22 protein-coding genes and 1 tRNA gene are annotated in these 23,344 nt (G+C 44.4%); 16 read left to right on the forward strand and 7 right to left on the reverse strand.

Translation table 11 applies throughout. The annotated features are described in order from the left end of the window. The first annotated feature begins 52 nt into the window (after positions 1-52). The 3 genes from SJY39_RS05875 to rnd all read left to right on the forward strand — a co-directional run bounded on the left by SJY39_RS05875 (position 53) and on the right by rnd (position 3,967). Positions 53-904, forward strand: coding sequence for an alpha/beta fold hydrolase (locus SJY39_RS05875; RefSeq protein ID WP_010436841.1), 852 nt, complete (start codon positions 53-55; stop codon positions 902-904). Between the two features lie 105 nt (positions 905-1,009). Further along, complete coding sequence (gene fadD / locus SJY39_RS05880; RefSeq protein WP_010436843.1) at positions 1,010-2,704, forward strand: long-chain-fatty-acid--CoA ligase FadD; 1,695 nt, start codon at positions 1,010-1,012, stop codon at positions 2,702-2,704. 144 nt (positions 2,705-2,848) lie between these two features. Beyond that, positions 2,849-3,967 carry a ribonuclease D gene (gene rnd / locus SJY39_RS05885; protein WP_010436844.1) on the forward strand — a complete coding sequence of 373 codons (1,119 nt, stop codon included), beginning with the start codon at positions 2,849-2,851 and terminating at the stop codon, positions 3,965-3,967. A gap of 111 nt (positions 3,968-4,078) precedes the next feature. Here rnd and minE read toward each other — a convergent pair whose 3' ends face one another. The 3 genes from minE to minC are packed head-to-tail and all read right to left on the reverse strand — an operon-like array spanning position 4,079 to position 5,845. Next, on the reverse strand, positions 4,079-4,342 hold the full coding sequence (minE, locus tag SJY39_RS05890) for a cell division topological specificity factor MinE (RefSeq protein WP_010436847.1): 264 nt from the start codon (positions 4,340-4,342) through the stop codon (positions 4,079-4,081). 6 nt (positions 4,343-4,348) lie between these two features. Further along, positions 4,349-5,161: a septum site-determining protein MinD gene (gene minD, locus SJY39_RS05895; protein WP_010436849.1), complete on the reverse strand. Its 813-nt coding sequence runs from the start codon at positions 5,159-5,161 to the stop codon at positions 4,349-4,351. Positions 5,162-5,182: 21 nt separating this feature from the next. Then, a complete protein-coding gene (minC, locus tag SJY39_RS05900) occupies positions 5,183-5,845 on the reverse strand; it encodes a septum site-determining protein MinC (RefSeq protein WP_010436851.1) in 663 nt (220 codons plus the stop codon). A gap of 221 nt (positions 5,846-6,066) precedes the next feature. Here minC and SJY39_RS05905 point away from each other — a divergent pair, with 221 nt between their 5' ends. From SJY39_RS05905 to SJY39_RS05925, 5 genes are all read left to right on the forward strand, one after another. Beyond that, the gene (locus tag SJY39_RS05905) at positions 6,067-6,357 is read left to right on the forward strand and encodes a YcgL domain-containing protein (RefSeq protein WP_010436854.1); all 291 of its coding nucleotides are present in this window, start codon (positions 6,067-6,069) and stop codon (positions 6,355-6,357) included. Between the two features lie 30 nt (positions 6,358-6,387). Continuing rightward, entirely contained in the window at positions 6,388-7,386 is a 999-nt protein-coding gene (locus tag SJY39_RS05910; protein ID WP_016767501.1) for a lytic transglycosylase domain-containing protein, read from the forward strand. 145 nt (positions 7,387-7,531) lie between these two features. Then, complete coding sequence (locus SJY39_RS05915) at positions 7,532-8,452, forward strand: LysR family transcriptional regulator (RefSeq protein WP_016767502.1); 921 nt, start codon at positions 7,532-7,534, stop codon at positions 8,450-8,452. Between the two features lie 205 nt (positions 8,453-8,657). After that, a complete protein-coding gene (locus SJY39_RS05920; protein WP_102337057.1) occupies positions 8,658-9,857 on the forward strand; it encodes a NupC/NupG family nucleoside CNT transporter in 1,200 nt (399 codons plus the stop codon). 184 nt (positions 9,858-10,041) lie between these two features. Further along, positions 10,042-11,856: a cation:proton antiporter gene (locus tag SJY39_RS05925; protein ID WP_371960964.1), complete on the forward strand. Its 1,815-nt coding sequence runs from the start codon at positions 10,042-10,044 to the stop codon at positions 11,854-11,856. Between the two features lie 115 nt (positions 11,857-11,971). Here SJY39_RS05925 and folD read toward each other — a convergent pair whose 3' ends face one another. Further along, a complete protein-coding gene (gene folD, locus SJY39_RS05930) occupies positions 11,972-12,829 on the reverse strand; it encodes a bifunctional methylenetetrahydrofolate dehydrogenase/methenyltetrahydrofolate cyclohydrolase FolD (RefSeq protein ID WP_010436868.1) in 858 nt (285 codons plus the stop codon). Positions 12,830-13,040: 211 nt separating this feature from the next. Here folD and SJY39_RS05935 point away from each other — a divergent pair. Then, positions 13,041-13,117, forward strand: a tRNA-Arg gene (locus SJY39_RS05935). Between the two features lie 267 nt (positions 13,118-13,384). Further along, complete coding sequence (gene aroC, locus SJY39_RS05940; RefSeq protein ID WP_010436870.1) at positions 13,385-14,470, forward strand: chorismate synthase; 1,086 nt, start codon at positions 13,385-13,387, stop codon at positions 14,468-14,470. Between the two features lie 127 nt (positions 14,471-14,597). Here the strand turns inward: aroC and SJY39_RS05945 are convergent, their stop codons facing one another. Beyond that, complete coding sequence (locus tag SJY39_RS05945) at positions 14,598-15,221, reverse strand: trimeric intracellular cation channel family protein (RefSeq protein ID WP_004734183.1); 624 nt, start codon at positions 15,219-15,221, stop codon at positions 14,598-14,600. A gap of 300 nt (positions 15,222-15,521) precedes the next feature. Between SJY39_RS05945 and SJY39_RS05950 the strand changes: the two genes are divergently transcribed. The 3 genes from SJY39_RS05950 (at position 15,522) to SJY39_RS05960 (ending at position 17,021) form a co-directional block, all read left to right on the forward strand. After that, entirely contained in the window at positions 15,522-16,052 is a 531-nt protein-coding gene (locus tag SJY39_RS05950) for an elongation factor P hydroxylase (protein ID WP_010436873.1), read from the forward strand. A 9-nt stretch (positions 16,053-16,061) separates the two neighbouring features. Then, positions 16,062-16,325 carry a YfcL family protein gene (locus SJY39_RS05955; protein WP_010436875.1) on the forward strand — a complete coding sequence of 88 codons (264 nt, stop codon included), beginning with the start codon at positions 16,062-16,064 and terminating at the stop codon, positions 16,323-16,325. A 174-nt stretch (positions 16,326-16,499) separates the two neighbouring features. Beyond that, positions 16,500-17,021 (forward strand): NADPH-dependent FMN reductase, encoded by a 522-nt coding sequence (locus SJY39_RS05960; protein WP_010436877.1) that lies wholly within the window; start codon positions 16,500-16,502, stop codon positions 17,019-17,021. Positions 17,022-17,169: 148 nt separating this feature from the next. On the opposite strand, the gene mnmC is transcribed toward SJY39_RS05960, so the two are convergent. Then, positions 17,170-19,248, reverse strand: a complete 2,079-nt coding sequence (gene mnmC / locus SJY39_RS05965) for a bifunctional tRNA (5-methylaminomethyl-2-thiouridine)(34)-methyltransferase MnmD/FAD-dependent 5-carboxymethylaminomethyl-2-thiouridine(34) oxidoreductase MnmC (protein ID WP_372275497.1) — start codon at positions 19,246-19,248, stop codon at positions 17,170-17,172. Between the two features lie 128 nt (positions 19,249-19,376). On the opposite strand from mnmC, the gene fabB reads away from it, so the two are divergent. After that, on the forward strand, positions 19,377-20,588 hold the full coding sequence (gene fabB / locus SJY39_RS05970) for a beta-ketoacyl-ACP synthase I (protein WP_010436883.1): 1,212 nt from the start codon (positions 19,377-19,379) through the stop codon (positions 20,586-20,588). Between the two features lie 140 nt (positions 20,589-20,728). Here the strand turns inward: fabB and SJY39_RS05975 are convergent, their stop codons facing one another. Then, the gene (locus SJY39_RS05975; RefSeq protein WP_010436885.1) at positions 20,729-21,070 is read right to left on the reverse strand and encodes a hypothetical protein; all 342 of its coding nucleotides are present in this window, start codon (positions 21,068-21,070) and stop codon (positions 20,729-20,731) included. Positions 21,071-21,118: 48 nt separating this feature from the next. On the opposite strand from SJY39_RS05975, the gene SJY39_RS05980 reads away from it, so the two are divergent. Further along, complete coding sequence (locus SJY39_RS05980; RefSeq protein ID WP_010436888.1) at positions 21,119-22,252, forward strand: 4-phosphoerythronate dehydrogenase; 1,134 nt, start codon at positions 21,119-21,121, stop codon at positions 22,250-22,252. Positions 22,253-22,264: 12 nt separating this feature from the next. Further along, positions 22,265-23,278: an aspartate-semialdehyde dehydrogenase gene (locus SJY39_RS05985; RefSeq protein ID WP_010436890.1), complete on the forward strand. Its 1,014-nt coding sequence runs from the start codon at positions 22,265-22,267 to the stop codon at positions 23,276-23,278. Positions 23,279-23,344 lie beyond the last annotated feature (66 nt).

The raw sequence follows: 23,344 nt of genomic DNA on the forward strand, positions 1-23,344 counted from the left end.
CAGAGTTGGTTAAGATTTATGGATACATCAAAACAGGGAAAACAAACCGTATATGATTGAAAAGTCATACTCCCTTGCAAGTGGAACACTTGCAACACAGCAGATTGGTAACCCAAAAACGACCGCAACGACGGTCGTTTTTATTCATGGGTGGCTTGATAACTCAGCGAGCTTTTCTTCTGTTATATCGAATCTACAAGTACTTTCACCAAATTCTCATCTGGTTGCGATTGACCTCTTTGGTCATGGCTTTTCATCTCATAAGTCAGGCAGTTACTACCCATTTCACGACTATATCGATGATTTGCATCAGTTGGTGACTAAATTATCGCCAAACAGACTGGTACTAGTAGGACATTCACTTGGTGCATTGATCGCAAGTTGCTATAGTGCCGCCTTTCCTGAAAAGGTGTCAGGATTAATTCAAATTGAAGGTCACGGACCTCTTTCAGAAGCTCCCCACGAAACAGTCTCTCGCTTGAGGGAAGGGGTACTCAGTCGTCTTCGACAGCGAAGAAAGCCTTCACGTCCTCTAGCAAGCCTTGAGGATGCTATTAAGCTGAGAGTTCACGCCAATCAAATTAAAGCAGAACTTATTGCTCCTATTGTTGAGCGAGGTATTGCCGAGTTCGAGAACTCTTGGCAATGGCGATGCGACCCTAACCTAAAATGTGACTCGTTGTATCGTATGTCACAGACGCATGCTGAAGTGATCATGGCGGCTATTGAATGCCCTCAATTAATAGTTTTAGGGAATGATGGATTCCGACATTTGCAGCATAATCGCTACAAATCAGCCCATAGTTCTCTGCATATAGAGACTATTCCTGGCGGACATCATTGTCATTTAGAGAGCCCAGAGCTAGTTTCAGAGCTAATTCTTGGTGTAGTTAACAAAATTTAAACAAGTGTTTGAGCCTTTTAGTGCTCATGCACTAAAGCTGTGCTGTAATACCGCAATGATAAATAGCGGCGAGCAGTCGTCAGCTGATAAACGAGGAGTAACATCGTGGATAAACCTTGGCTTTCACGTTATCCAAGTGACGTACCAGAAACGATCAACCCAGATCAGTACCCATCTCTTATTGAAATGTTCGAACAGTCGGTACAGAAGTACGCAGACCAACCGGCATTCGAGAACATGGGGTCTATCATGACATTCCGTAAGCTTGAAGAGCGCAGTCGTGCTTTTGCTGCTTACCTGCAGAATGATCTGAAACTGAAGAAAGGCGATCGTGTCGCACTTATGATGCCAAACCTGCTGCAATACCCAATTGCACTCTTTGGTGTATTGCGTGCAGGTATGATTGCAGTGAACGTCAACCCGCTGTATACGCCTCGTGAACTTGAACATCAACTGAACGATTCTGGTGCAAAGGCGATTGTGATCGTATCTAACTTTGCGAGTACGCTAGAAAAAGTGGTGGACAACACTCCAGTTAAACACGTTGTTCTAACCAGTCTAGGGCAAATGCTGCCGCGTGCTAAAGGAACAATTGTCGACTTCGTTGTGAAATACGTAAAAGGTATGGTACCTAAGTATGATCTGCCGGGTGCTATCTCGTTTCGAAAAGCGCTGCACAAAGGCCGTCGTCTGCAATATGTGAAGCCGTTTATGGCGGGTGATGACATCGCGTTCCTACAGTACACGGGTGGCACAACGGGCGTAGCGAAAGGCGCAATCCTAACGCATCGCAATATGATTGCGAACGTACTTCAAGCGAAAGGGGCATACGGCCCTGTATTGCAAGAAGGCCGAGAACTGGTGGTAACAGCTTTGCCGCTATACCACGTATTCGCGCTGACTGTGAACTGTTTATTGTTTGTTGAGATGGGTGGTCGAAACCTGCTTATTACTAACCCTCGCGATATTCCTGGTTTCATCAAAGAGCTACAAAAGGTCCCATTTACTGCGATTACAGGCGTAAACACGCTGTTCAATGCACTAGTAAACAACGAAGATTTCCACGAGCTAGATTTCAGTAACTTACGCTTGTCTGTTGGTGGCGGTATGGCGGTTCAACGTGCTGTTGCTGAACAATGGAAGAAAGTGACAGGTATTCACTTGCTGGAAGGTTATGGTTTAACCGAGTGTGCTCCTTTGGTTACGGGTAATCCTTATGACTTGAAAGACTACACGGGTGCAATCGGCTTGCCTGTACCATCGACGGAAGTTCGTATTATTGATGATGAAGGTAAAGTAATTGCCAATGATCAAGTGGGTGAATTGCAAGTTCGTGGTCCTCAAGTGATGCAAGGTTACTGGCAACGCCCAGAAGCGACCAAAGAGGTGATCGATCAAGACGGTTGGTTATCGACAGGTGACATCGTTAAGTTTGACGAAGAAGGCTTGCTATACATCGTTGACCGTAAGAAAGACATGATTCTTGTGTCTGGATTTAACGTCTACCCGAACGAGATTGAAGACGTAGTGGCTCTGCATGGTAAAGTGTTAGAAGTAGCGGCTATCGGCCAACCTCATGAGGTGTCTGGTGAGCTGGTTAAGATTTACGTGGTAAAACGTGATCCTAGCCTAACCAAAGAAGACATTATCGCGCACTGTCGTGAACACCTAACTGGCTACAAGATCCCTAAATTGATTGAGTTCCGTGAAGAGTTACCGAAAACCAATGTCGGTAAGATTTTGCGCCGTGTATTACGTGAAGAGAATGATGCTGAGCTTGCTAAACGCGCAAGCGAGTAACGAGCTAATTTTCGAGTAACCATCGCACCAGAAACCATCGAAGTGCTTAATCTAAGCGAGCGCCGAAAAATGGTGTTAGAATGCCGACAGTTAATGTCGGCATTTTTGTATCCGGCGATCAAAGTAAAACCAGTGAGAGTTTTTGTGGATTATCAAATCATTACCCAATTGAAAGACCTTGAGCGAGTTTGCCAACAAGCACGTGAAGCCGATGTCGTTATGCTTGATACGGAGTTTGTTCGTACAAGAACCTATTACCCTCAATTAGGCTTGATTCAGTTATTTGATGGTGAAACGCTGTCACTGATTGACCCTATTGCTCTTGGTGAAATGACACCGTTTGTAGGGTTGTTAAAAGATGCTTCTGTCCTAAAAGTGCTGCATGCTTGCGGTGAAGATTTAGAAGTATTCCAGAACGCATTTGGTTGCACGCCAACTCCAATGGTCGATACTCAGATCATGGCGGCTTTTTTAGGTCATGGCTTATCAACTGGCTTTGCTGCCTTGGTTTCAGAGTTTGTCGGTGTTGATTTAGACAAGAGTGAATCTCGCACTGATTGGCTAGCTCGTCCGCTTTCTCAAAAACAGCTCGACTATGCTGCGGCAGACGTTCATTACCTAATGCCTATGTACAACAAGCTTCTAGAAAAAGTGATGGAAGCAGGCTGGTGGGAAGCGGCTCAACAAGAGTCTGATTTACAAGTGGCTAAGCGTATCCGTAAAGCAAACCCTGACAGCGCTTACCTTGATATTAAGGGTGCGTGGCAGTTAAAGCCTAAGCAGCTTGCTATCTTAAGACCCCTTGCAACTTGGCGTTTAAAAGAAGCGATTAAGCGCGATTTAGCGTTGAACTTTGTATTCAAAGAGCAAGACTTGTGGGCCGTGGCGCGTTTTTCGATGAAAGATCCCAAGCAAATGGAGCAAGAAGGTTTTGATTACCGCTCTGTACGTCGCCATGGTGCTAAAATCAGTTCAATCGTTAAGTTAGCTGAGCATACTCCAGAAGAAGAGTACCCAGCACCAGTAGAACGCTTAATGGACTATCCAGGCTACAAGCAAGTATTCAAAGTGTTGAAAGACGAAGTGAAAACGGCATCGCAACACAGTGGTTTAGCAACGGAATTTTTAGCATCCAAGAAGCAACTAAATCAAGTGTTGAGCTGGGTTTGGAAACATGACCGTAACCCTGAGAAATTGCCTGATGTTATGCAAGGCTGGCGTTTAGAAGTGGTTGGCGAGAAGCTTAACAAAGCGATCAAATAACCGTTTATTGCTCCCAAGTTTAAGCGAACTACAACTATAAATGTAGATACAAAAAAGAGAGCCTAGGCTCTCTTTTTTATTGAGTATTGATAAGCACGGCTCTAGCTCTACTTATCGATCTTCTTCTGGAAGTTTAACATTCAGCTCTAATACTGAAATGTCGTCATCTTTGTGTTCGAACGTTAGATCAACCATTGAAGGATCCACCTCAACGTACTTTGCAATACACTTCAAGATGTCTTCTTTTAGTTGTGGTAAGTATGACGGTGCTGGGTCGTCATGGCTACGTCGCTCTGCAACAATGATCTGCAAACGCTCTTTGGCTAGGTTTGCGGTTGTCTTTTTCTGTGGTCTAAAAAACTCTAATAATGACATTGCGTATTAGCCCCCGAACAGTCTTTTGAAGATGCCTTTCTTCTGCTCCGTTAAGAAACGGAAGTCTACTTGGTTACCCAGTAGTCGTTCTACAGTATCATTGTAAGCCATGCCTGCATCGGTTGCTTCGTCAAAGATAACGGGCACACCTTTGTTCGATGCGTTCAATACCGCTTGGCTCTCTGGAATTACACCCAGTAGAGATATGTGCAGAATTTCTTCAACGTCTTCTACACTTAGCATCTCACCTTGAGTCACACGTGCTGGGTTGTAGCGAGTCAGTAAAAGGTGCGTTTTCACTGGCTCTAAGCCGTCTTCTGAACGACGAGATTTAGAGTCAAGAATACCTAGAATACGGTCTGAATCGCGTACAGAAGAAACTTCTGGGTTAGTCGTAACAATCGCTTCGTCAGCGAAGTACAACGCCATCAGAGCACCTTGCTCGATACCTGCCGGAGAATCACAGATGATGAAATCAAAGCCCATTTCATCCAGTTCATCAAATACACGACGAACACCATCTTTCGTCAGTGCGTCTTTATCACGAGTTTGAGACGCAGGAAGAATGAACAGGTTTTCCGTGCGCTTGTCTTTGATCATCGCTTGGTTCAGCGTCGCTTCACCATTGATAACGTTAACGAAGTCGTAAACAACACGACGCTCACAACCCATGATTAAATCTAGGTTACGCAGACCGATATCAAAGTCGATAACTGCGGTTTTCTTTCCTTTTAAAGCCAAACCCGAGGCTATAGCTGCACTGGAGGTTGTTTTGCCTACCCCGCCTTTACCTGACGTTACAACGATAATGCGTGCCATTCTGTTTTCCTTTTATTTCTCTTATATTGCGAGGACATCAACGTTTAATACATCGTTTGCCATACTGAACATGGTTTTCTTCTGCCAGTACTCGCTATCAATTTGATCGCTGAGCCAGTAATTTCCAGCAATGGAAACCAGCTCGGCTTGTAAATCATTACAAATTATTTTTGCTTCAGTTTGACCACTTGCACCTGCAATAGCACGGCCTCGTAAAGTGCCATGAATATGGATGCTGCCATCGGCTATCACTTCTGCTCCGGCGCTTACATGACTTAGGATTAATAGATCGCCATCTTTTGCATACACCTGTTGGCCTGAACGAATCGGTGTTCTCACCACTTTTATCGGAGCCATTTTCGCCGGAGCTTGAGAGGGAGACTTGCTTGCTGTCATAACAGCAAAGCCAGCTTCTTTCGCTAGGTTTTGCATACGCTTATCAGAACAGCCAGCCACGCCAACCGGGATCATGCCCGCTTGAGAGATACCGCTTTTCAGTCGAATAAAGTCGATATCGCCTGCGACTTTACTGATGTTGATAACAACGGGCGCAGCAGCGAAAAACGTAGGTGCTTGGTCTACCTTCTCTTGAAGAAAAGACACTGCATTTTCGACTTGATCATCGGATAAGTGCAATACAGATAGCGTAAAACTGCTACCTTTTAGATCTGGGTTACTAGACATCGAAAAACTACAGGACCTCAATAGCGAATGGGTACAATTTCTTTATCAATAAAATAAAGGGCATTGCCTGAAACTAGGTTTATCATGTTATATTCCCAAACCAAGCACAGCAAGTAATCTTGTTGTCAAATGAACGTTTTGTTCTCAATATTTCCCCAACATAAACTATTGATCTCGCAAGTGAGAGTTTTGTAGTCATAAACAATTAAAAAAGGTTTGTCATGCTGTGTTCTATATATAAAAGTTCAAAGAAAGAAGGAACATACCTTTATATCCCTAAGAAGGATGATTTCTCACAAGTTCCTGACGCATTGATGCAAATGTTTGGTAAACCTAGTTTTGTAATGGTAATTAAAATGGATGGTCGTAAACTGGCTCAAGTGAACATCGATAAAGTGAGAGAGTCACTGAATACCGATGGTTTCTTTTTGCAGGTTCCGCCACCACCGGTTAATGAGCTTGAGCTTCATAAAGAGCGTAAATCGCAACAAAAAGTTCAAGACGAAGAGTGATAGCCACCTCAATTCAGGGAGGAGTGATCGTTGAGTAAATTTTCAAAAACCATATTGGCAGTGTCGGCGTTATTATTGGGTAATAGCTTGGCCATTAGCTCAGTACAAGCTGAAGAGTTGAGCTTTGAGCAATATGTAGAAAAACTAAAGCAACAAGGCCGTGAAGAAGGCATTTCCGAAGCGATCATTGAAGAAGCCTTTGATGGTGTGACGTTTAAGCCAAGAGCCGTGAAAGCCGACAAAAATCAGCCTGAGAAAAAACTGACTCTGGATGAGTACATTCCAAGAGCAGTGCCAGATTGGAAAGTGAAGCAGGCGCGAGCGCTTTATAAAGAGCATTACCAAGCGTTAAAGCGTATTGGCGATGAGTATGGCGTTCAACCAAGGTTCATTGTCGCGTTATGGGGCGTAGAGAGTAATTTTGGTAAGTTCACGGGGAATTACAGCGTTATCGATGCATTGACGACCATGGCTTATGAAGGACGCAGAGAAGCTTTCTTCCGTAAAGAAGCTATGGCCGCACTAACGATTCTCGACCAAGGACATATAGCACCCAAAGACATGAAAGGCTCTTGGGCTGGTGCTATGGGTCAACCTCAGTTTATGCCAAGCTCATTTTTAGCTTACGCCGCTGATGGCAGTGGTGATGGCAAGAAAGATATTTGGGGTACTGAAGAAGATGTGTTTGCTTCGGCGGCTAATTATCTCAGCCAATCGGGTTGGGATGACAAATATACTTGGGGGCGTCAGGTTCACGTTCCATCAACCGTGTCTATTGAGATGCAAGGTCGAGACGAAGACAAAGCGAAGTACTTAAAAGAGTGGTCTGAACTCGGTATTACGCGTTTCGATGGTCGCGCGCTACCTAAGCTAGACGAAGACATCAAAGCTTGGCTGATTATGCCTGATGATGAAACTGGTCGTTCGTACCTCATTTACAACAACTACAATGTGTTAATGAAGTGGAATCGTTCTTACTACTTTGCGTTAGCAGTTAGCCACCTAGCAGACAGAATTAAGTTTGATTAATCGACCTAAGGTCGCCTTGAATAGCATTTAGCCTAGTATAGGCCGAACGAACTAAAGGACTCTTCGGAGTCCTTTTTGTTTTATCCGATTTTATATTTCAGAGATTTAAGAAGGTGGCCTTGTGCTAACAGATAGAGCCGCACAGATGGTGATATTCCATGCGTTAATCAAGCATGAAGGCTTTACCAGTGCTGCAAAAAGTTTGAATGTGTCGGTGTCTCACATCAGTAAGCAAGTTGCTTTGCTCGAAGATTCGATAGGTATCAAGCTGGTACAAAGAACCACACGTAGCCTAACGCTGACCGAAGCTGGGGAAGTGTTCTATCAGCACTGTGAGCAGCTGTTCAATACTGTCAAAGCGGCTCAAATGGATATGGACAGCCAACGAGATGATATTTCTGGAATATTGAGAGTCGGCTTGTCACAGTCATTTGGCACACTGCATATCATTCCCGCGATTGATCAACTCAGACAGCTTTATCCTCAGTTGAGAATCGAGGTCCACTTGTTCGATTACAAAGTGGATATGATTGAAGAGCGTCTGGATCTCTGGATCACCAATAATGAAGATCTACCCGAAGGTTACATTGCGCAGCGTTTGGCAGACAGCCAGTTTGTGGTGGCCGCATCACCGGATTATCTGATTAAATCAGGGACCCCACACGTGCCTTCTGACCTTATTGAGCATAACTGCCTTATCTATCGCAGTCGTGAACGAGACTACACATCATGGGCGTTTGATAACGGGCAAGAGAATCTCAGTGTTAAAGTAGCAGGCGACTATTCTGTGGATTTGGCTGAAGCAGTACGGGATGCCGCAGTTTCAGGGTGGGGCGTAGCTTATCTAGCCACATATTTAGTGAAGGAAGAGTTTAGAACGGGCAAGCTCATCCAAGTTTTACCGGAATGGCGAGCGAGCCAGTTGATGCCTTTCTATGCCGTATACCCTAGCCGCAAGAATATGCCGAAGAAGCTTTCCGCGGTGATTGAATTTATTAAAGACCATATCGGATCACCGACCTATTGGGATGAAAACCTTAAAACCTGCGTTGAATTACATCGCTAACTTTTTCTAAATCTATAAATATAATTTCCATATGGAAAAAGTATGCTTTTTAATCAAAGTTATTTATTAAAATTCAATGATTTAATTAATTCCATTGCTCCGAATTGATTACCCCAACATCACGTTAACAATCGCACCTTGCCGCAAACGATTTCCTCTATACAATGCGTCGCCTTTCCTATCTACAACTTTTAGGTTGACGCACATGGCTTCCCTACTTGGAATTATCACTATTTTAGTTGCCGCTTGGTTACTATCTACGGACAGAAAAAATATCCCGCTGAGAACGGTTTCTCTAGCTTTCTTACTGCAAGTTACATTCGCGCTATTGGTACTGTATGTTCCAATGGGCAAAGAAGTATTGAATGCAGCCACAGGCGCGGTGTCTAGCTTAATCAATTACGGTCAAGAAGGGATAAACTTCCTTTTTGGTGGCCTTACCAATAGTGGATTCGTTTTTGCGATTAATGTTTTGGGCATCATTATCTTTTTCTCTGCATTGATTTCAGGTTTGTACCACATCGGCTTTATGCCAAAGGTGATCAACCTCATCGGCGGCGCTTTGCAAAAGTTCCTAGGTACAGGCCGCGCGGAGTCACTGTCTGCGACGGCAAACATCTTTGTTGGCATGATCGAAGCACCATTGGTGGTCAAACCTTATCTAAAACACATGACAGACTCACAGCTGTTTGCGGTGATGGTATGTGGTTTGGCTTCAGTGGCTGGTGGCACGTTAGTTGGCTATGCATCGCTTGGTGTTGATTTGAACTACCTGATCGCTGCGGCATTTATGTCAGCGCCTGCTGGTCTATTGATGGCCAAGATTTTGGTACCAGGTAACGCAGATGAGGCTCAAGAAAATATTGAGTCTGACGTTGAAATTCCACGAGCAACAAACGTCGTTGAGGCAATGGCAGATGGGGCTATGTCTGGACTTCGCATTGCTGTTGCAGTGGGCGCAACACTACTTGCCTTTATCAGTGTGATAGCAATGCTAAATGGCTTACTGGGCATGGCTGGTGACTGGTTTGGCGTAAATCTAAGCTTCGAACTTATCCTAGGTTATGTGTTCGCTCCTGTTGCATGGCTGATTGGTGTGCCATGGTCAGAGGCTGTGGTTGCAGGTTCACTGATCGGTAACAAGATTGTCGTGAACGAGTTCGTGGCTTTCATTCAGCTAATGGACGTAAAAGATGCATTGAGCGAACACTCACAAGCGATCGTGACTTTTGCTTTATGTGGTTTTGCTAACATTTCTACCATGGCGATTCTGATCGGTGGTTTGGGCAGTTTAGTTCCAGAGCGTCGTTCTTTCATCTCACAATACGGTTTTAAAGCGATTTGTGCGGGTGTGCTTGCTAACTTAATGAGTGCAGCGATTGCTGGTGTGGTACTTTCTCTGTAGCTAGATGATAAGTACCGAATGGATGAGTCAGTCACTTTATTTCCCCTATAGTAAAGTGACTGATTAATCGCAATAATATTCGGTTAGCACGAAAAAGAGAGCCTATAGTTTAATCACGTAGGCTTTCTTGTTTCAGCAAATAGGTTTGTATCACTGGGTGTGGTTCAAATTTTTAGGGGCACAAATGGATTTGTCGATTACTTCTTCTTTGGCGTTAATTGGACTTTTGTCTTTAGCTTGTCAGCTACTTGGCTGGCGTTTGCGTCTTCCCGCGATTCTCCCTCTTCTTATCGTTGGCCTGTTGCTAGGTCCCGGTTTAACTATCCTTAATCCCGATGTTATTTTCGGTGATGTTCTATTTCCGCTGATTTCGTTAGGTGTTGCTATCATTCTGTTTGAAGGTGCATTAACTCTGAATTTCAAAGAAATCAGAGGCCATGGCCGGATGGTGACTCACTTAGTGAGTTTCGGCATGTTGATTACATGGGCGTGCATCGTGATGGGGGCTTATTATTTTGTCGATTTCAGTTGGCCGTTAGCGGCACTGTTTGGGGCATTGGTGGTTGTCACTGGCCCTACGGTAATTGTACCTATGCTACGTAGTATTCAGCCCAAATCCTCTTTAGGCAGTATCTTGCGATGGGAGGGGATTATTATTGATCCTCTCGGCGCTCTATTTGCTGTTCTTGTTTATGAATACATTGTCTCTTCTGCCGATCCTACTGGGCATGTACTTTCAGCTTTGGGGCTGACTCTAGCGATTGGTTTGGGGTTAGGCAGTATTGGCGGTCACCTGATTGCTAAGATGTTACAAGGGCACTGGTTTCCGCATTATCTACGTAACGTGGCTGTCCTGACGTTGATGTTGGCGGCATTCTCTTTTTCTAATGACCTGAGTGAAGAGTCTGGTCTATTAACCGTGACCATCATGGGTATCTGGCTTGCTAACGTGAAAGGGTTGGATCTCGAAGATATTATTGAGTTCAAAGAGACCTTAACTGTGTTACTTATCTCAGCACTGTTTATCTTACTGGCGAGTCGACTTGATTCAGGGGCTTTCCTCTCGATAGGTTGGGGGGGGATTGGCTTATTAGCGGTCGTTATGCTGGTGGCTCGTCCTCTGAGTGTGTGGATCAGCGGGATCGGCACGGATCTCAGCTCGGCAGATAAATGGTTTTTGAGTTGGATGGCGCCTCGCGGGATCGTCGCTGCCGCAGTTTCTTCTCTGTTTGCAATCAAGCTTCAAGAAAAGCAATTAATCGAAGGCGCAGACCTGTTGGTGCCAATGGTGTTTTTGGTCATCATCGGTACGGTTGTGATTCAGAGTCTCACTGCCAGTTGGTGGGCAAGGAAGTTAGGTGTGACCCAGGAGAAGGCACAAGGGGTTGTATTCTTTGGTGCGACTCACTTTGCACGGCAGTTTGCCAAAGTACTGGCGACACATAACATTAACAGTGTGCTTGCCGATACCAACTGGGAAAGCATTCGCTTGGCGCGCATGGATAACTTGAATGTCTATTTTGGTAATCCAGCTTCGAGCCACGCTGAAAATAATCTTGATTTGGATGGAATAGGGCGTGCGATGATTGTATCGCCGTATCGTCAAACCAACCCGTTAGTTAGCATGCACTATCAAGACGAGTTTGGAGAGAATAAAGTCTTTGAGCTTGAATCCTCAGAGAATAAACATGAAAGGCATCAAGTGAACCGCGATGGAAATAGAAGTCTGTTTTCTGAAGGGGTGACGTATTCCAAATTGAATTCACTAATGGCTCAAGGCAGCCAAATTAAGAGCACAGGCTTAACAGAAGCATTTGATCTCAACGAGTTTAAGGCTCTGTACCCTAAAGCGATTCCTCTTGGGGTGATTACCGACGGTGATTTCCGCTTAGTGACACAAGGTTCTGACCTGGAAAAACTAGCATCCACCGATTGCGAGATCGTTAGCTTACTACCACCTTCTGAACAGACAGAAAAAACCGATATTCCAGATAAGTAGCGAGTCGCTCTATATTAAAAGTGAGTAGCTTAGTATCAAAAGTGAAAAGCATAGAAAAAGCCGCAACGTTCTTCACGTTGCGGCTTTTTCATTTTATTCATACTGTCGCTGCGAGTTACTTTGAGTGAAATTGTTCACAAGCGATCATTGTATTCTCGATTAGGCTCGCTACTGTCATTGGACCTACACCACCCGGTACTGGTGTGATGAAGCTTGCACTCTCTTTAGCCACATCGTATTCAACGTCGCCAACGAGCTTGCCAGATTCTAAACGGTTGATACCAACATCGACCACAACAGCACCTTTCTTAATCCAAGCACCAGGAATGAAGTTAGGCTTACCAACGGCAACCACCACAACATCGGCCTGACGTACATGACCTTCAAGGTCTTTGGTGAAGCGGTGACATGTTGTTGTCGTACAACCTGCTAGAAGAAGTTCTAGCGTCATTGGGCGACCTACGATGTTTGATGCGCCAACCACAACCGCGTGTTTTCCACGTAAGTCGATGTTGTAACGGTCAAGCAGCGTGATGATGCCTTTAGGCGTACAAGAGCGTAACTTAGGCATACGTTGAGCCAAACGACCTACGTTGTATGGGTGGAAGCCATCAACGTCTTTTTCTGGTGTGATGCGCTCAAGAACGTGAGTAGTATCAATACCAGCAGGCAAAGGTAGTTGAACTAGAATACCGTCAATTTCCGGATCTTCGTTCAGTTGGTCTACCAATGTTAGTAGTTCATTTTCTGTCGCTGTGGCTGGCAAATCGTAAGATTTAGAAACGAAGCCAACTTCTTCACACGCTTTACGCTTACTTCCTACGTAAACCTGAGATGCTGGGTCTTCACCCACTAAAACAACCGCTAGGCCCGGAGCGCGTAGTCCAGCTTCTGTACGAGCCTTTACACGTGCCGCTACTTCAGAGCGAACCGTTTGAGAAATTAGCTTTCCATCAATATTTTGAGCAGTCATGAATTTCCTTAGTATTGATATTCAAGTTAGTGGCTGATGTTTTTGGCGCATTATTCCAGAAAATCTTTTTGATTACCATCAAGCAAACGATTGCTTTGGTTTAATTTTCAACACTTATATGTTTGTTGCCCTTTTTTTACTCACTTAGATCAGAATGTTACATAAAGCCGTTGCTTTACTGATTCGAATTCGTATAATTCGTTCCTGTAGCGCGCCCTTAGCTCAGCTGGATAGAGCACCTCCCTTCTAAGGAGGTGGTCGAAGGTTCGAATCCTTCAGGGCGTGCCATTACTTAAAGAAACCCGATAACTCTCCGAGTTGTCGGGTTTTTTGCATTTTACACATCATAAAACACTTCTTTTCAAGCGTTACTCATTTTCTTCTGTTATTCGTTTCATTCGACTTATGTAATATAAAGTTAAAATTGTTCGTTTTTTGGGTTTACATCATTTGGTAATAAAGCCACTATGAATTCACGAAGAATAGACAAGTAAAGCTATTAGCCAGTCGGTTTAAGAATCAAACCTTCTGCCAATAGCTGATTTAGAGGAAGTAATGGCAGGAAACAGTATCGGACAACATTTCCGCGTGACTACGTTCGGAGAAAGTCACGGTATCGCACTAGGATGTATCGTAGATGGGTGCCCACCAGGATTAGAAATTACCGAAGCAGACCTTCAAAGAGATTTGGACCGTCGTCGCCCTGGTACTTCTCGTTATACAACGGCTCGCCGTGAAGCGGATGAAGTGAAAATCTTATCAGGTGTATTTGAAGGCCAAACTACGGGCACTTCTATTGGTCTATTGATTGAAAATACAGACCAACGCTCTAAAGACTATTCCGAAATTAAAGACAAATTCCGTCCTGGTCATGCTGACTATACCTACCATCAAAAGTACGGTGTGCGTGATTACCGTGGCGGCGGTCGCTCTTCTGCTCGTGAAACTGCAATGCGTGTTGCGGCAGGTGCAATTGCGAAGAAATACCTGAAACAAGAATTTGGTATTGAAATCCAAGCTTACCTCTCTCAAATGGGTGATATCTCAATTGATAAAGTGGATTGGAATGAGATCGAAAACAACGCGTTTTTCTGCCCAGATGCCGACAAAGTTCCTGAGTTTGACCAACTGATTCGTGACCTGCTAAAAGAAGGCAACTCGATCGGTGCGAAGATTCAAGTGGTTGCGACTAAAGTGCCTGTAGGCCTTGGTGAGCCAATATTTGATCGTTTAGATGCTGACATTGCTCACGCTCTAATGAGCATTAATGCGGTGAAAGGTGTTGAGATTGGTGATGGCTTTGATGTCGTTAATCAACGTGGTAGTGAACACCGTGATCCATTAACTCCAGAAGGCTTCAGCAGCAACCATGCTGGCGGTATCTTAGGCGGCATTTCTACTGGTCAAGATATTGTGGCAAGCATTGCGCTTAAACCAACATCAAGCATTACCGTTCCTGGTGACACGATCACTAAAGACGGTGAAGCAACGCAGTTAATCACTAAAGGTCGCCACGATCCATGTGTTGGTATCCGTGCGGTGCCTATTGCTGAAGCGATGCTGGCTATCGTTCTGCTTGATCACTTGCTACGCCATCGCGGTCAAAACTTTGGTGTGACAACTGAAACGCCAAAAATCTAATTTTGCATCTATTCTTTCAATATTGAAATTATAGATACTAAAAGGGGCTGTCTCATTATGAGGCTGCCCCTTTTTTTATATTTTAGTGCATGACGCGCAGCGTTTCGTATTTTAGTACTAGCAAGCGCTAGTGTACCGAGCTTTCAGGGTCAAGCTGAAACGAAGGTAAGCGCCACTTGAATCGTACGGCCGCCATACGCAGCAAGTAACCAACCACAAGCGTAACAATCGTTGCGGTTACGTCGTTAATGCCAAGCTCAAGCAAACCTAGGTATAAACCTGAAGCGACAAGTGCGACAGATGCATATAGCTCTTCATGCAGAACCAATGGTGTTTGACGGCAGATAAGGTCACGCAACAAACCACCAAACACGCCAGTTACCAAGGCAGACACCATACAGATCATTGGGTGCAGACCCATGGTCATCGCGACCTTCGTGCCAATGATGCTGAACACGATAAGACCTAGAGCATCTAAACGAATGAACAAGCCTTTTAACTTGATTACCCATTTAGCCAGTCCTGTTGTGATAACACCTGCGATACAGGTGATCGCCAGATATTGTGGGTTTTCAACCCAACCTAAAGGGTAATGGCCGAGTAAGATATCTCGTACTGTACCGCCGCCAATTGCCGTTGCACTTGCAACCAACATTACACCAAACCAATCCATTTTTTGTTTGCCAGCACTGAGAGCGCCGGTCATGGCTTCTGCCGTGATGCCAATGATATACAAAACACTTAGTAGCATTGCTGTAGCTCTATAATTTAGGTCTATAAATTGGAGTTTTATAAGGCCTTGAGGATATAAAAATGAAGCGCGAGTGTAGTAGTAAAAACGCTGATTGACGAATGAATATTTGTACCGTGAATAGGCATTTCGGATTAGCTAAACTAATTATTTACCTCAAAGTGGTGTAATCTTGGATCAGCAATCGATTGTCACGATAAAGTCTAATGGTTAGCACAAAACCATTACTCGTTATAGGGCTTTACCGAGTGCTTAAAAAAACGCAAAATGCCCCTGTTCTTTTTACTTAAATATGAATTTATGACGCACCAATACTCAGACATTATCGACATTTTTAATCAGACTTTCTTTGAAAGCTTTAACACCAAATTGGAGCTCGGCGCTGATGAGCCGATCTATTTACCTGCCGACGACGACACTCCACATCATCGAATTGTTTTCGCTCGAGGCTTCTATGCCTCTGCGTTACATGAAATAGCACATTGGTGTGTCGCTGGTCCTGAGCGTCGTTTATTGGAAGACTTTGGCTATTGGTATGAACCTGATGGCCGAACTGAGTCAGTTCAAGCTGAGTTTGAAAAAGTCGAAATACGCCCACAAGCGTATGAATGGATCATTGCGACGAGCGCAGGCTTTCCTTTTAATGTCAGCTGTGACAATCTACACGGCGATTTTGAGCCAGATCGCTTGGCCTTTATGAATAAAGTACACAGTGAAGTCATGGGTATCTTAGAAGTTGGCCTCCCTCCTAGAGTAAAAATGCTTTCTGAAGCATTACGCAGCTTCTACGATGTTGAACCGTTATGTGCTAGTCAATTTATTGTGAAATAAGAGAATATTATGATTATCGAATTTGAAGAAAAACTACTTGAAGTAATTGATGCTCGCATTGAAAACGCATCAGACGATGAATTGTTTGCTGGTGGTTACTTACGTGGTCATATTTCTCTTTCAGTGGCTTCATGTGAAGAAGAAGGTATTGAAGACGTGGCTGAAGTAAAAGTACGCATTGAAAAGAGTTTAGAAGATGCACGCTCTGAACTAACACCAGCAGACCGCACTATCGTCAATGACCTTTGGGTTGAGCTACAGAATCAAGCTTGATCGCTAGCTATTTATCATTATCCGCTCAGTCCCTCCCTTTTCATTTTGCTGAGTCGTGAATAGTTTGAGACTCATTCGAAATTTTTGAATGAGTCCGTTCATTTCTTGTGATGGTTCCATTTCCTGGCTACGTTATTCTAATCCCACTTAACGGAATTACAGAAAGGTCACATCATGAAAGTTATCGCATTTGGTGCAAGCACAAGCTCTACCTCCATCAACAAAGCATTAGCAACTTACGCAGCTAACTTGATTGAAGGTGCTGAAGTAAAAGTTCTAAACATCAACGATTACAACGTTCCTATGTTCAGTGAAGATACTGAGAAAGAAATTGGCCAAGCTGAAGGTGCGCAGGCATTCTTGCGTGATTTAGCAGAAGCTGACGTATTTGTTATCTCGTTTGCAGAACACAATGGTCACTATCCTGCAGCGTACAAAAATCTCTTTGATTGGGCGACACGCATTGAACGTTCAGTATTTGGTGACAAGCCAGCGGTTTACTTAGCGACTTCTCCTGGTCCTGGTGGTGCGCAAACTGTGCTTGGTGCGGCAACAGGTTCAGCACCATTTTTTGGCGGTAACGTTAAAGCGTCGCTTTCAGTACCGAGTTTCTACGATAACTTTGATTTTGAGTCTGGCTCTATCAGCAACGAAGAGATCGCACAACAGATTAAAGAGGCAGTTGCTAAGCTGTAAATACTGCTTCGTTTAGAACATCAGTTCAGAGCAATATGAACAACAAAAAGCCCGAGTGACATAATGTTGCTCGGGCTTCATTAGCTTTTACTTTTATATATTTCTAATATTCGGAAATATCAGATGTTCAGAATTGTTGAACTAGACGCTACGGGTTTGTTTTAGAGTGCTTGTCTGCAACCCATCCCGCCGTTAACGCTTTGCCTTTACGCAACCTACGAACCCACATTCTGCTTGGGTGAATAGCCTCAAGCACATCAACAGGCAAAGGCAGCGGATTGCCACACATTTGTGATGCTAACACTTCAGCTAATAATGGCGCAGAGCTTAAGCCGCGTGAGCCTAGTCCAATAAAGCAATAAAGGTTAGGGAAGCTCGTTACCGTTTGAACATCCTCAACCGAATCTCGTTGAGGGTTGAAGTTGTGCAGGCCTTGGTATTGCTCTTTGATCGATTCGAAATTGCCCACATTGCCGACAAATGGTAGGTGATCTCGGCTTACGCTTCGGATACCTTGGCGCGCTAAGTTGTCACTGGTGTCGACATCTTTTGTCCACTCTTGGTCTGGCAGCGATCCGTTCAGGCGATCACCATTATGTTGCTGAACCTCAATATCAAACTCTTGGTCGATATTGGTTTTGTCGTAGTTCGCGCCAATACAGTGGTGACCGTTATTTGGATTTTGCGGCGTTAGGTAACCATCAAAGCACAACACGGTTTTTAGCTTGGTTAAGTTTTCTGTGGTCGGAATATGGCTTACTTGGCCTTTAACCGGAGTAAGAGGTACGGGTTGAGTCTGCTCAAACTGGGTGAACTTGTGGCCGTTCGCAACGACTACTTGGTCATGTTTAGTTTGAATCGCACCTTGTGGAGTATCAATGGTGAGTTGCCATTGTTGTTCAACTTCGAGCCACTCAAGTTGAGTTACTTGATGTTGATAGTGCGCACTCACTTGGTTGGTTTGTTCTAACTTGCTAATCAAACCTCGAGTAAGCTGAAGAGGGCTTAGCCACCCACCCAATGGAAAGTAAACACTCTCTTTATCAACCGGTAAGCCAATTTTTTCATTCGCTTGTTCTGGCGATAAACGCTGAATTAGGTCGGTGTGGAAGTTGCCTTCCAACATGCGATTGAGCTTTTTGGTTGAGCCTTCATCCCACATCAGAATATTTACGCCACACCAGCTGTGGTCAAATTGAATAGACTGAGCTGCTTGATTAATAAATTGACGAGCAAACAGTAACCCAGGGCCAAAAATGCGAGACACGTTCGAGGTCGCTTCGCTCAATAACGGATAAATCGCACCTTGGTTATTGCCTGAGGCATTGCCCGCTGCTTGTGGGTGTTCACAGTAAAGGGTGATGTTTTTACCACGGCGGCTTAGCGTTTTGGCTAATGCAGCACTGGCAACGCCACCGCCAATAATGGCGATATCTTGTGAATCACTGTGTTGAGCTAGGCCATACCAAGGTTTGATGTTGGTATGAGCGTGCTTCTTGTCAAGGCGGCCAGCAATCATTTCACGCTTAGTACCAAAGCCTTTGACTTTTTTCATCGCAAAGCCAGCTTCAATTAAACCGCGGCGAGCAAAACCAGCGGCGGTAAACGTTGCACAGCTGCAATCTTGTTTTGCCAGTTTAGCCATGCCGTTGAATAGGTTTTGATTCCACATTTCTGGGTTCTTACTTGGCGCAAAACCATCTAAGAACCAAGCGTCAACCAAACCTTCACGTGGGGTTGGTACGTTAGGCATACAATCTTTAATATCGCCAAACCACAAATCAAGCGTGATTGTACCGTCGCCTAGCACAATGCGGTGACATTCAGGCAGAGCGATAGGGTAGTGGTCTTGGAGTTGCGTCGCATACTCGGCTAATTCTGGCCACGATTGATGTGCTTTGATGAGATCCTCTTTATTTAAAGGATATTTTTCAAAACTGATGAAATGTAACTCTTTGGTCATCGCTTGTGGGTTATCTTTAATAAAAGTATCGAACCATTGCCAGACCGCGAGAAAGTTCAAACCGGTACCAAATCCGGTTTCCGCAATCACAAAACGGCGTTGTTGATGTTCAAGCCAACGCTCTGGAAGGTGGTTTTGTTTTAAAAAGACGTAGCGAGTTTCTTCTAAACCGTTAACATTAGAGAAGTAAACGTCGTCAAATTGGTCTGAAACTGGCGTGCCAGACTCATTCCATTCCAGTTCTGCATTAGTAATTGAAGTCATAAAATCTATCATTTTGTGATTTGAAGCGATATGTTGGTAGGGATTGTACGAATTTCTAGGAAAGCTGACCACTTTTGTTAGGCTTCTTAGTTATCATCTAGCTGAATTTAGAATTATAGGAATGTCACATGAAACGAGTCGTAATCACCGGTATGGGTATTGTTTCAAGTATCGGTAACAACGTCGAAGAAGTTTTAGCATCACTGAAAGAGGGTAAATCAGGTATTACCGCTTCAGAGCAGTTCAAGGAAAATGGCTTGCGCTCTCAAGTTTGGGGTAACCTGAAAATGAACCCTGCTGACCATATCGACCGCAAAAAAATGCGCTTTATGGGTGATGCAGCGGCATTCGCATATCTTTCAATGGAGCAAGCAATTGCTGACTCTGGTTTAACTGAAGATCAAGTATCTAATGACCGCACAGGTATCGTTGCGGGTTCAGGTGGTGCTTCATCTCTAAACCAAGTTAACGCTGTAGACATCATCCGTGAAAAAGGCGTTAAGCGCGTTGGTCCATACATGGTTCCACGTACAATGGCTTCGACGGTTTCGGCTTGTCTTGCTACACCATTCAAAATCCGTGGCGTGAACTACTCTATGAGCTCTGCATGTGCGACATCTGCACACTGTATTGGTCACGCAATGGAGCTTATCCAACTGGGTAAACAAGACGTTGTATTCGCTGGTGGCGGTGAAGAACTGGATTGGTCTCTGACTATGATGTTCGACGCAATGGGCGCTCTTTCTACTAAATATAACGACACGCCAGAATTGGCTTCTCGTACCTACGATGCAGACCGTGACGGTTTCGTTATCTCTGGTGGCGGCGGCATGCTAGTAATCGAAGAGCTTGAGCACGCAGTTGCTCGTGGCGCAAAAATCTACGGCGAGATCGTGGGTTACGGCGCAACTTCAGATGGCTACGACATGGTTGCTCCTTCTGGTGAAGGCGCGGTTCGTTGTATGAAGATGGCAATGCAAAACGTTGATGGTGTTGACTACGTGAACACTCACGGTACTTCAACTCCTGTTGGTGACGTTAAAGAACTTGGCGCAATCCAAGAAGTATTTGGCGGCAACAGCCCAGCAATCTCAGCAACTAAAGCGATGACAGGTCACGCTCTAGGTGCAGCTGGTGTACACGAAGCAATTTACTCAACACTAATGCTTGATAACGGCTTTATCGCTCCAAGCATTAACGTTGCAAACCTAGACGAAGCAGGTGCAGGCCTAGACATCGTAACGGAAGCTCGTGAGCAAGAGCTAACAACGGTTATGTCTAACAGCTTTGGTTTCGGTGGTACGAACGCAACGCTAGTAATCAAAAAATACCAAGGCTAACTGAAGCCAAGGTTAAATTAATAAAAGGTTAATCGTTAATGGGTGACGTGAGTGCAGATTCAACACGCACAGGCCACTCAGTAATCATGACCATCAGAACATAGCTTTTATAAATAGGGTTTTAAGCGTGTTTTTTAACCTTAGCTTTGTAAGCTTCGCTTTAGAAAATGGCTTTTTAAATCAAGATTTAGAAGTTGAAAGGTTTCCAGAGCTTGACCAGTAGTGACTTTGGTTAGTACTGGTTGAACAGACGCAAGACTCTGTCTCCTGGAGAGCGAGATAGGATCCTTTTGTTCTGGATGTTTGCCCGATTGTTTATTCAATCGGGCATTTTTCGTTTTAGTCTTCTGACTTTTACTTTTTGATTTTAGGTATTGGTTCTTATTTCTGTTCTTGTTTGTGCAGACTAGGCGATTCAGCCCTTTATTTATAATGTATTCCAATTGCGACTCGACACCGAGTGTGGAATTTTGCACAATCATTTCAATTCACATTTAAGGTCGACAGACCCCAACGAAAGTACCTTCCCAATGAAAATCTTAATCGATGAAAATATGCCTTATGCTGAAGCGCTTTTTAGCCAGCTAGGTGAAGTGACAATGAAGTCCGGTCGAACGCTAACCGCTGACGATCTTGTTGACGTAGATGCTCTGATGATTCGCTCGGTGACTAAGGTCAATGAAGCGCTGATCAGCAAAGCGAACAAGCTTAAGTTTGTTGGAACTGCAACAGCTGGTATGGATCACGTCGACCAAGAATTGATGAAAGAGCGTGGTATTTTCTTTACTGCAGCGCCTGGCTGTAACAAGGTGGGTGTTGCTGAGTATGCCTTCAGCGCGATGATGGTGCTTGCGCAGCAACAAGGCTTCTCTGTATTCGACAAAACGGTCGGTATTATCGGTTGTGGTCAGGTAGGTAGCTACTTAGCGAAGTGCTTAGAAGGTATTGGCATTAAAGTCTTGCTGAACGACCCTCTAAAACAGCAAGAGGGTGATACTCGTGAGTTCACCGACCTTGAAACGTTGTTAGAACAATCTGATGTAATTACTTTGCATACACCTATCACCAAGACGGGCGAATTTCCAACGCACCACATGATTAACGAAAAAGTGCTGAATAACTTCCGCGCTGATCAGATCCTAATTAATGCTGCGCGTGGCCCGATTGTCGACAACCAAGCGCTAAAAGCTCGTCTGCAAAAAGCTGACGGTTTTACTGCGGTTCTGGATGTATTTGAGTTTGAACCTGAAGTCGATTTCGAGCTGCTTCCACTACTTGCTTTTGCAACACCTCACGTAGCGGGCTACGGTTTAGAGGGCAAAGCGCGCGGTACTACGATGATCTTCAACAGTTATTGTGAATTTTTAGGTACTGAACAACGTGCTTATGCAAGCGATCTTCTGCCGATAGCCCCAGTGCCTCAAATGAAATTAGATAGAGCTTGGGATGAAGCAACACTGCACAATTTGACTCAGTTGATCTATGATGTGCGCAAAGACGACGCCTTATTCCGTCGCAATATCTCTACGCCGGGTTCTTTTGATAAGATGCGTAAAGAATATTGGGACCGTAGAGAGTACAGTGCAGTCGAGTTAACGGGCGACGAATCTTGTAATTTAACGCCGTTATCTAAACTCGGTTTTATGGTAAAGCCAACTTTATAAAAGAGAGAAACAATGAGCCAAGAATTTAATATTGCTATTTTAGGTGCGACTGGTGCGGTTGGTGAAACCATTCTTGAAGTACTTAAAGAGCGTAAATTCCCTGTCGGTGAACTGCACTTACTAGCAAGTGAACGTAGTGAAGGCAAAACTTCCCGTTTTAACGGCAAAACAATACAAGTACAAAACGTAGAAGACTTCGATTGGTCTCAAGTACATATTGCGTTTTTCTCTGCTGGTAGCGAGCTTTCTGAGCGTTGGGCTCCAATTGCTGCGGATGAAGGTGTGGTTGTTATCGATAACACATCACGCTTTCGTTACGAATACGATGTTCCTCTGGTTGTGCCAGAAGTGAACCCTGAAGCGATTGCTGAGTTCCGTAACCGTAACATCATTGCGAACCCTAACTGTTCTACTATCCAAATGGTTGTAGCACTAAAACCAATTCACGATGAAGTCGGTCTTGAGCGTATTAACGTTTCAACTTACCAATCTGTGTCTGGTGCAGGTAAGCCGGGTATCGATGAGCTAGCAGGTCAAACGGCTAAGCTTCTTAACGGCATGCCAGCTGAAAATTCAGCGTTCTCACAGCAGATCGCGTTCAACTGTATTCCTCAAATCGATGAGTTTACTGAGAACGGCTACACGCGTGAAGAGATGAAGATGGTTTGGGAAACTCAAAAGATCTTTGCTGATTCTTCAATCACAGTGAACCCAACGTGTGTTCGCGTACCTGTATTCTACGGTCACGCTGAATCTCTACACATTGAAACTCGCGCGCCAATCGGTGCAGAACAAGTGGTTCAGCTTCTAGAGAACACAGAAGGTGTTGAAGTATTCCAAGCGCTCGACTTCCCAACTCAGGTTCGTGATGCTGGTGGTAAAGACCACGTTATGGTTGGTCGTATTCGTAACGACATCAGCCACCACAGCGGCGTGAACATGTGGGTGGTTGCTGATAACGTTCGTAAAGGTGCGGCGACAAACGCAGTACAAATCGCTGAAGTTCTGATTCGCGATTACTTCTAAGCTTCATTGCTTTGATAAACAAGCCTCACTCTTTAGTGAGGCTTTTTTAATCGATTGAAAATATTG

The organism is Vibrio sp. R78045, from assembly GCF_042466085.1.
GTDB lineage: Bacteria > Pseudomonadota > Gammaproteobacteria > Enterobacterales > Vibrionaceae > Vibrio > Vibrio cyclitrophicus.

Coding starts and splice junctions, on each gene's coding strand:
- SJY39_RS05975 (WP_010436885.1), bottom strand. CDS start 21,070: ATGATTGTGCAAAATTCCACACTCGGTGTCGAGTCGCAATTGGAATAC.
- mnmC (WP_372275497.1), bottom strand. CDS start 19,248: ATGACTTCAATTACTAATGCAGAACTGGAATGGAATGAGTCTGGCACG.
- SJY39_RS05960 (WP_010436877.1), top strand. CDS start 16,500: ATGAAAGTTATCGCATTTGGTGCAAGCACAAGCTCTACCTCCATCAAC.
- SJY39_RS05915 (WP_016767502.1), top strand. CDS start 7,532: ATGGTGATATTCCATGCGTTAATCAAGCATGAAGGCTTTACCAGTGCT.
- SJY39_RS05925 (WP_371960964.1), top strand. CDS start 10,042: ATGGATTTGTCGATTACTTCTTCTTTGGCGTTAATTGGACTTTTGTCT.
- minC (WP_010436851.1), bottom strand. CDS start 5,845: ATGTCTAGTAACCCAGATCTAAAAGGTAGCAGTTTTACGCTATCTGTA.
- SJY39_RS05950 (WP_010436873.1), top strand. CDS start 15,522: ATGACGCACCAATACTCAGACATTATCGACATTTTTAATCAGACTTTC.
- SJY39_RS05875 (WP_010436841.1), top strand. CDS start 53: ATGATTGAAAAGTCATACTCCCTTGCAAGTGGAACACTTGCAACACAG.
- fabB (WP_010436883.1), top strand. CDS start 19,377: ATGAAACGAGTCGTAATCACCGGTATGGGTATTGTTTCAAGTATCGGT.
- SJY39_RS05920 (WP_102337057.1), top strand. CDS start 8,658: ATGGCTTCCCTACTTGGAATTATCACTATTTTAGTTGCCGCTTGGTTA.
- SJY39_RS05955 (WP_010436875.1), top strand. CDS start 16,062: ATGATTATCGAATTTGAAGAAAAACTACTTGAAGTAATTGATGCTCGC.
- SJY39_RS05905 (WP_010436854.1), top strand. CDS start 6,067: ATGCTGTGTTCTATATATAAAAGTTCAAAGAAAGAAGGAACATACCTT.
- folD (WP_010436868.1), bottom strand. CDS start 12,829: ATGACTGCTCAAAATATTGATGGAAAGCTAATTTCTCAAACGGTTCGC.
- aroC (WP_010436870.1), top strand. CDS start 13,385: ATGGCAGGAAACAGTATCGGACAACATTTCCGCGTGACTACGTTCGGA.
- minD (WP_010436849.1), bottom strand. CDS start 5,161: ATGGCACGCATTATCGTTGTAACGTCAGGTAAAGGCGGGGTAGGCAAA.
- SJY39_RS05980 (WP_010436888.1), top strand. CDS start 21,119: ATGAAAATCTTAATCGATGAAAATATGCCTTATGCTGAAGCGCTTTTT.
- SJY39_RS05985 (WP_010436890.1), top strand. CDS start 22,265: ATGAGCCAAGAATTTAATATTGCTATTTTAGGTGCGACTGGTGCGGTT.
- SJY39_RS05945 (WP_004734183.1), bottom strand. CDS start 15,221: ATGCTACTAAGTGTTTTGTATATCATTGGCATCACGGCAGAAGCCATG.
- minE (WP_010436847.1), bottom strand. CDS start 4,342: ATGTCATTATTAGAGTTTTTTAGACCACAGAAAAAGACAACCGCAAAC.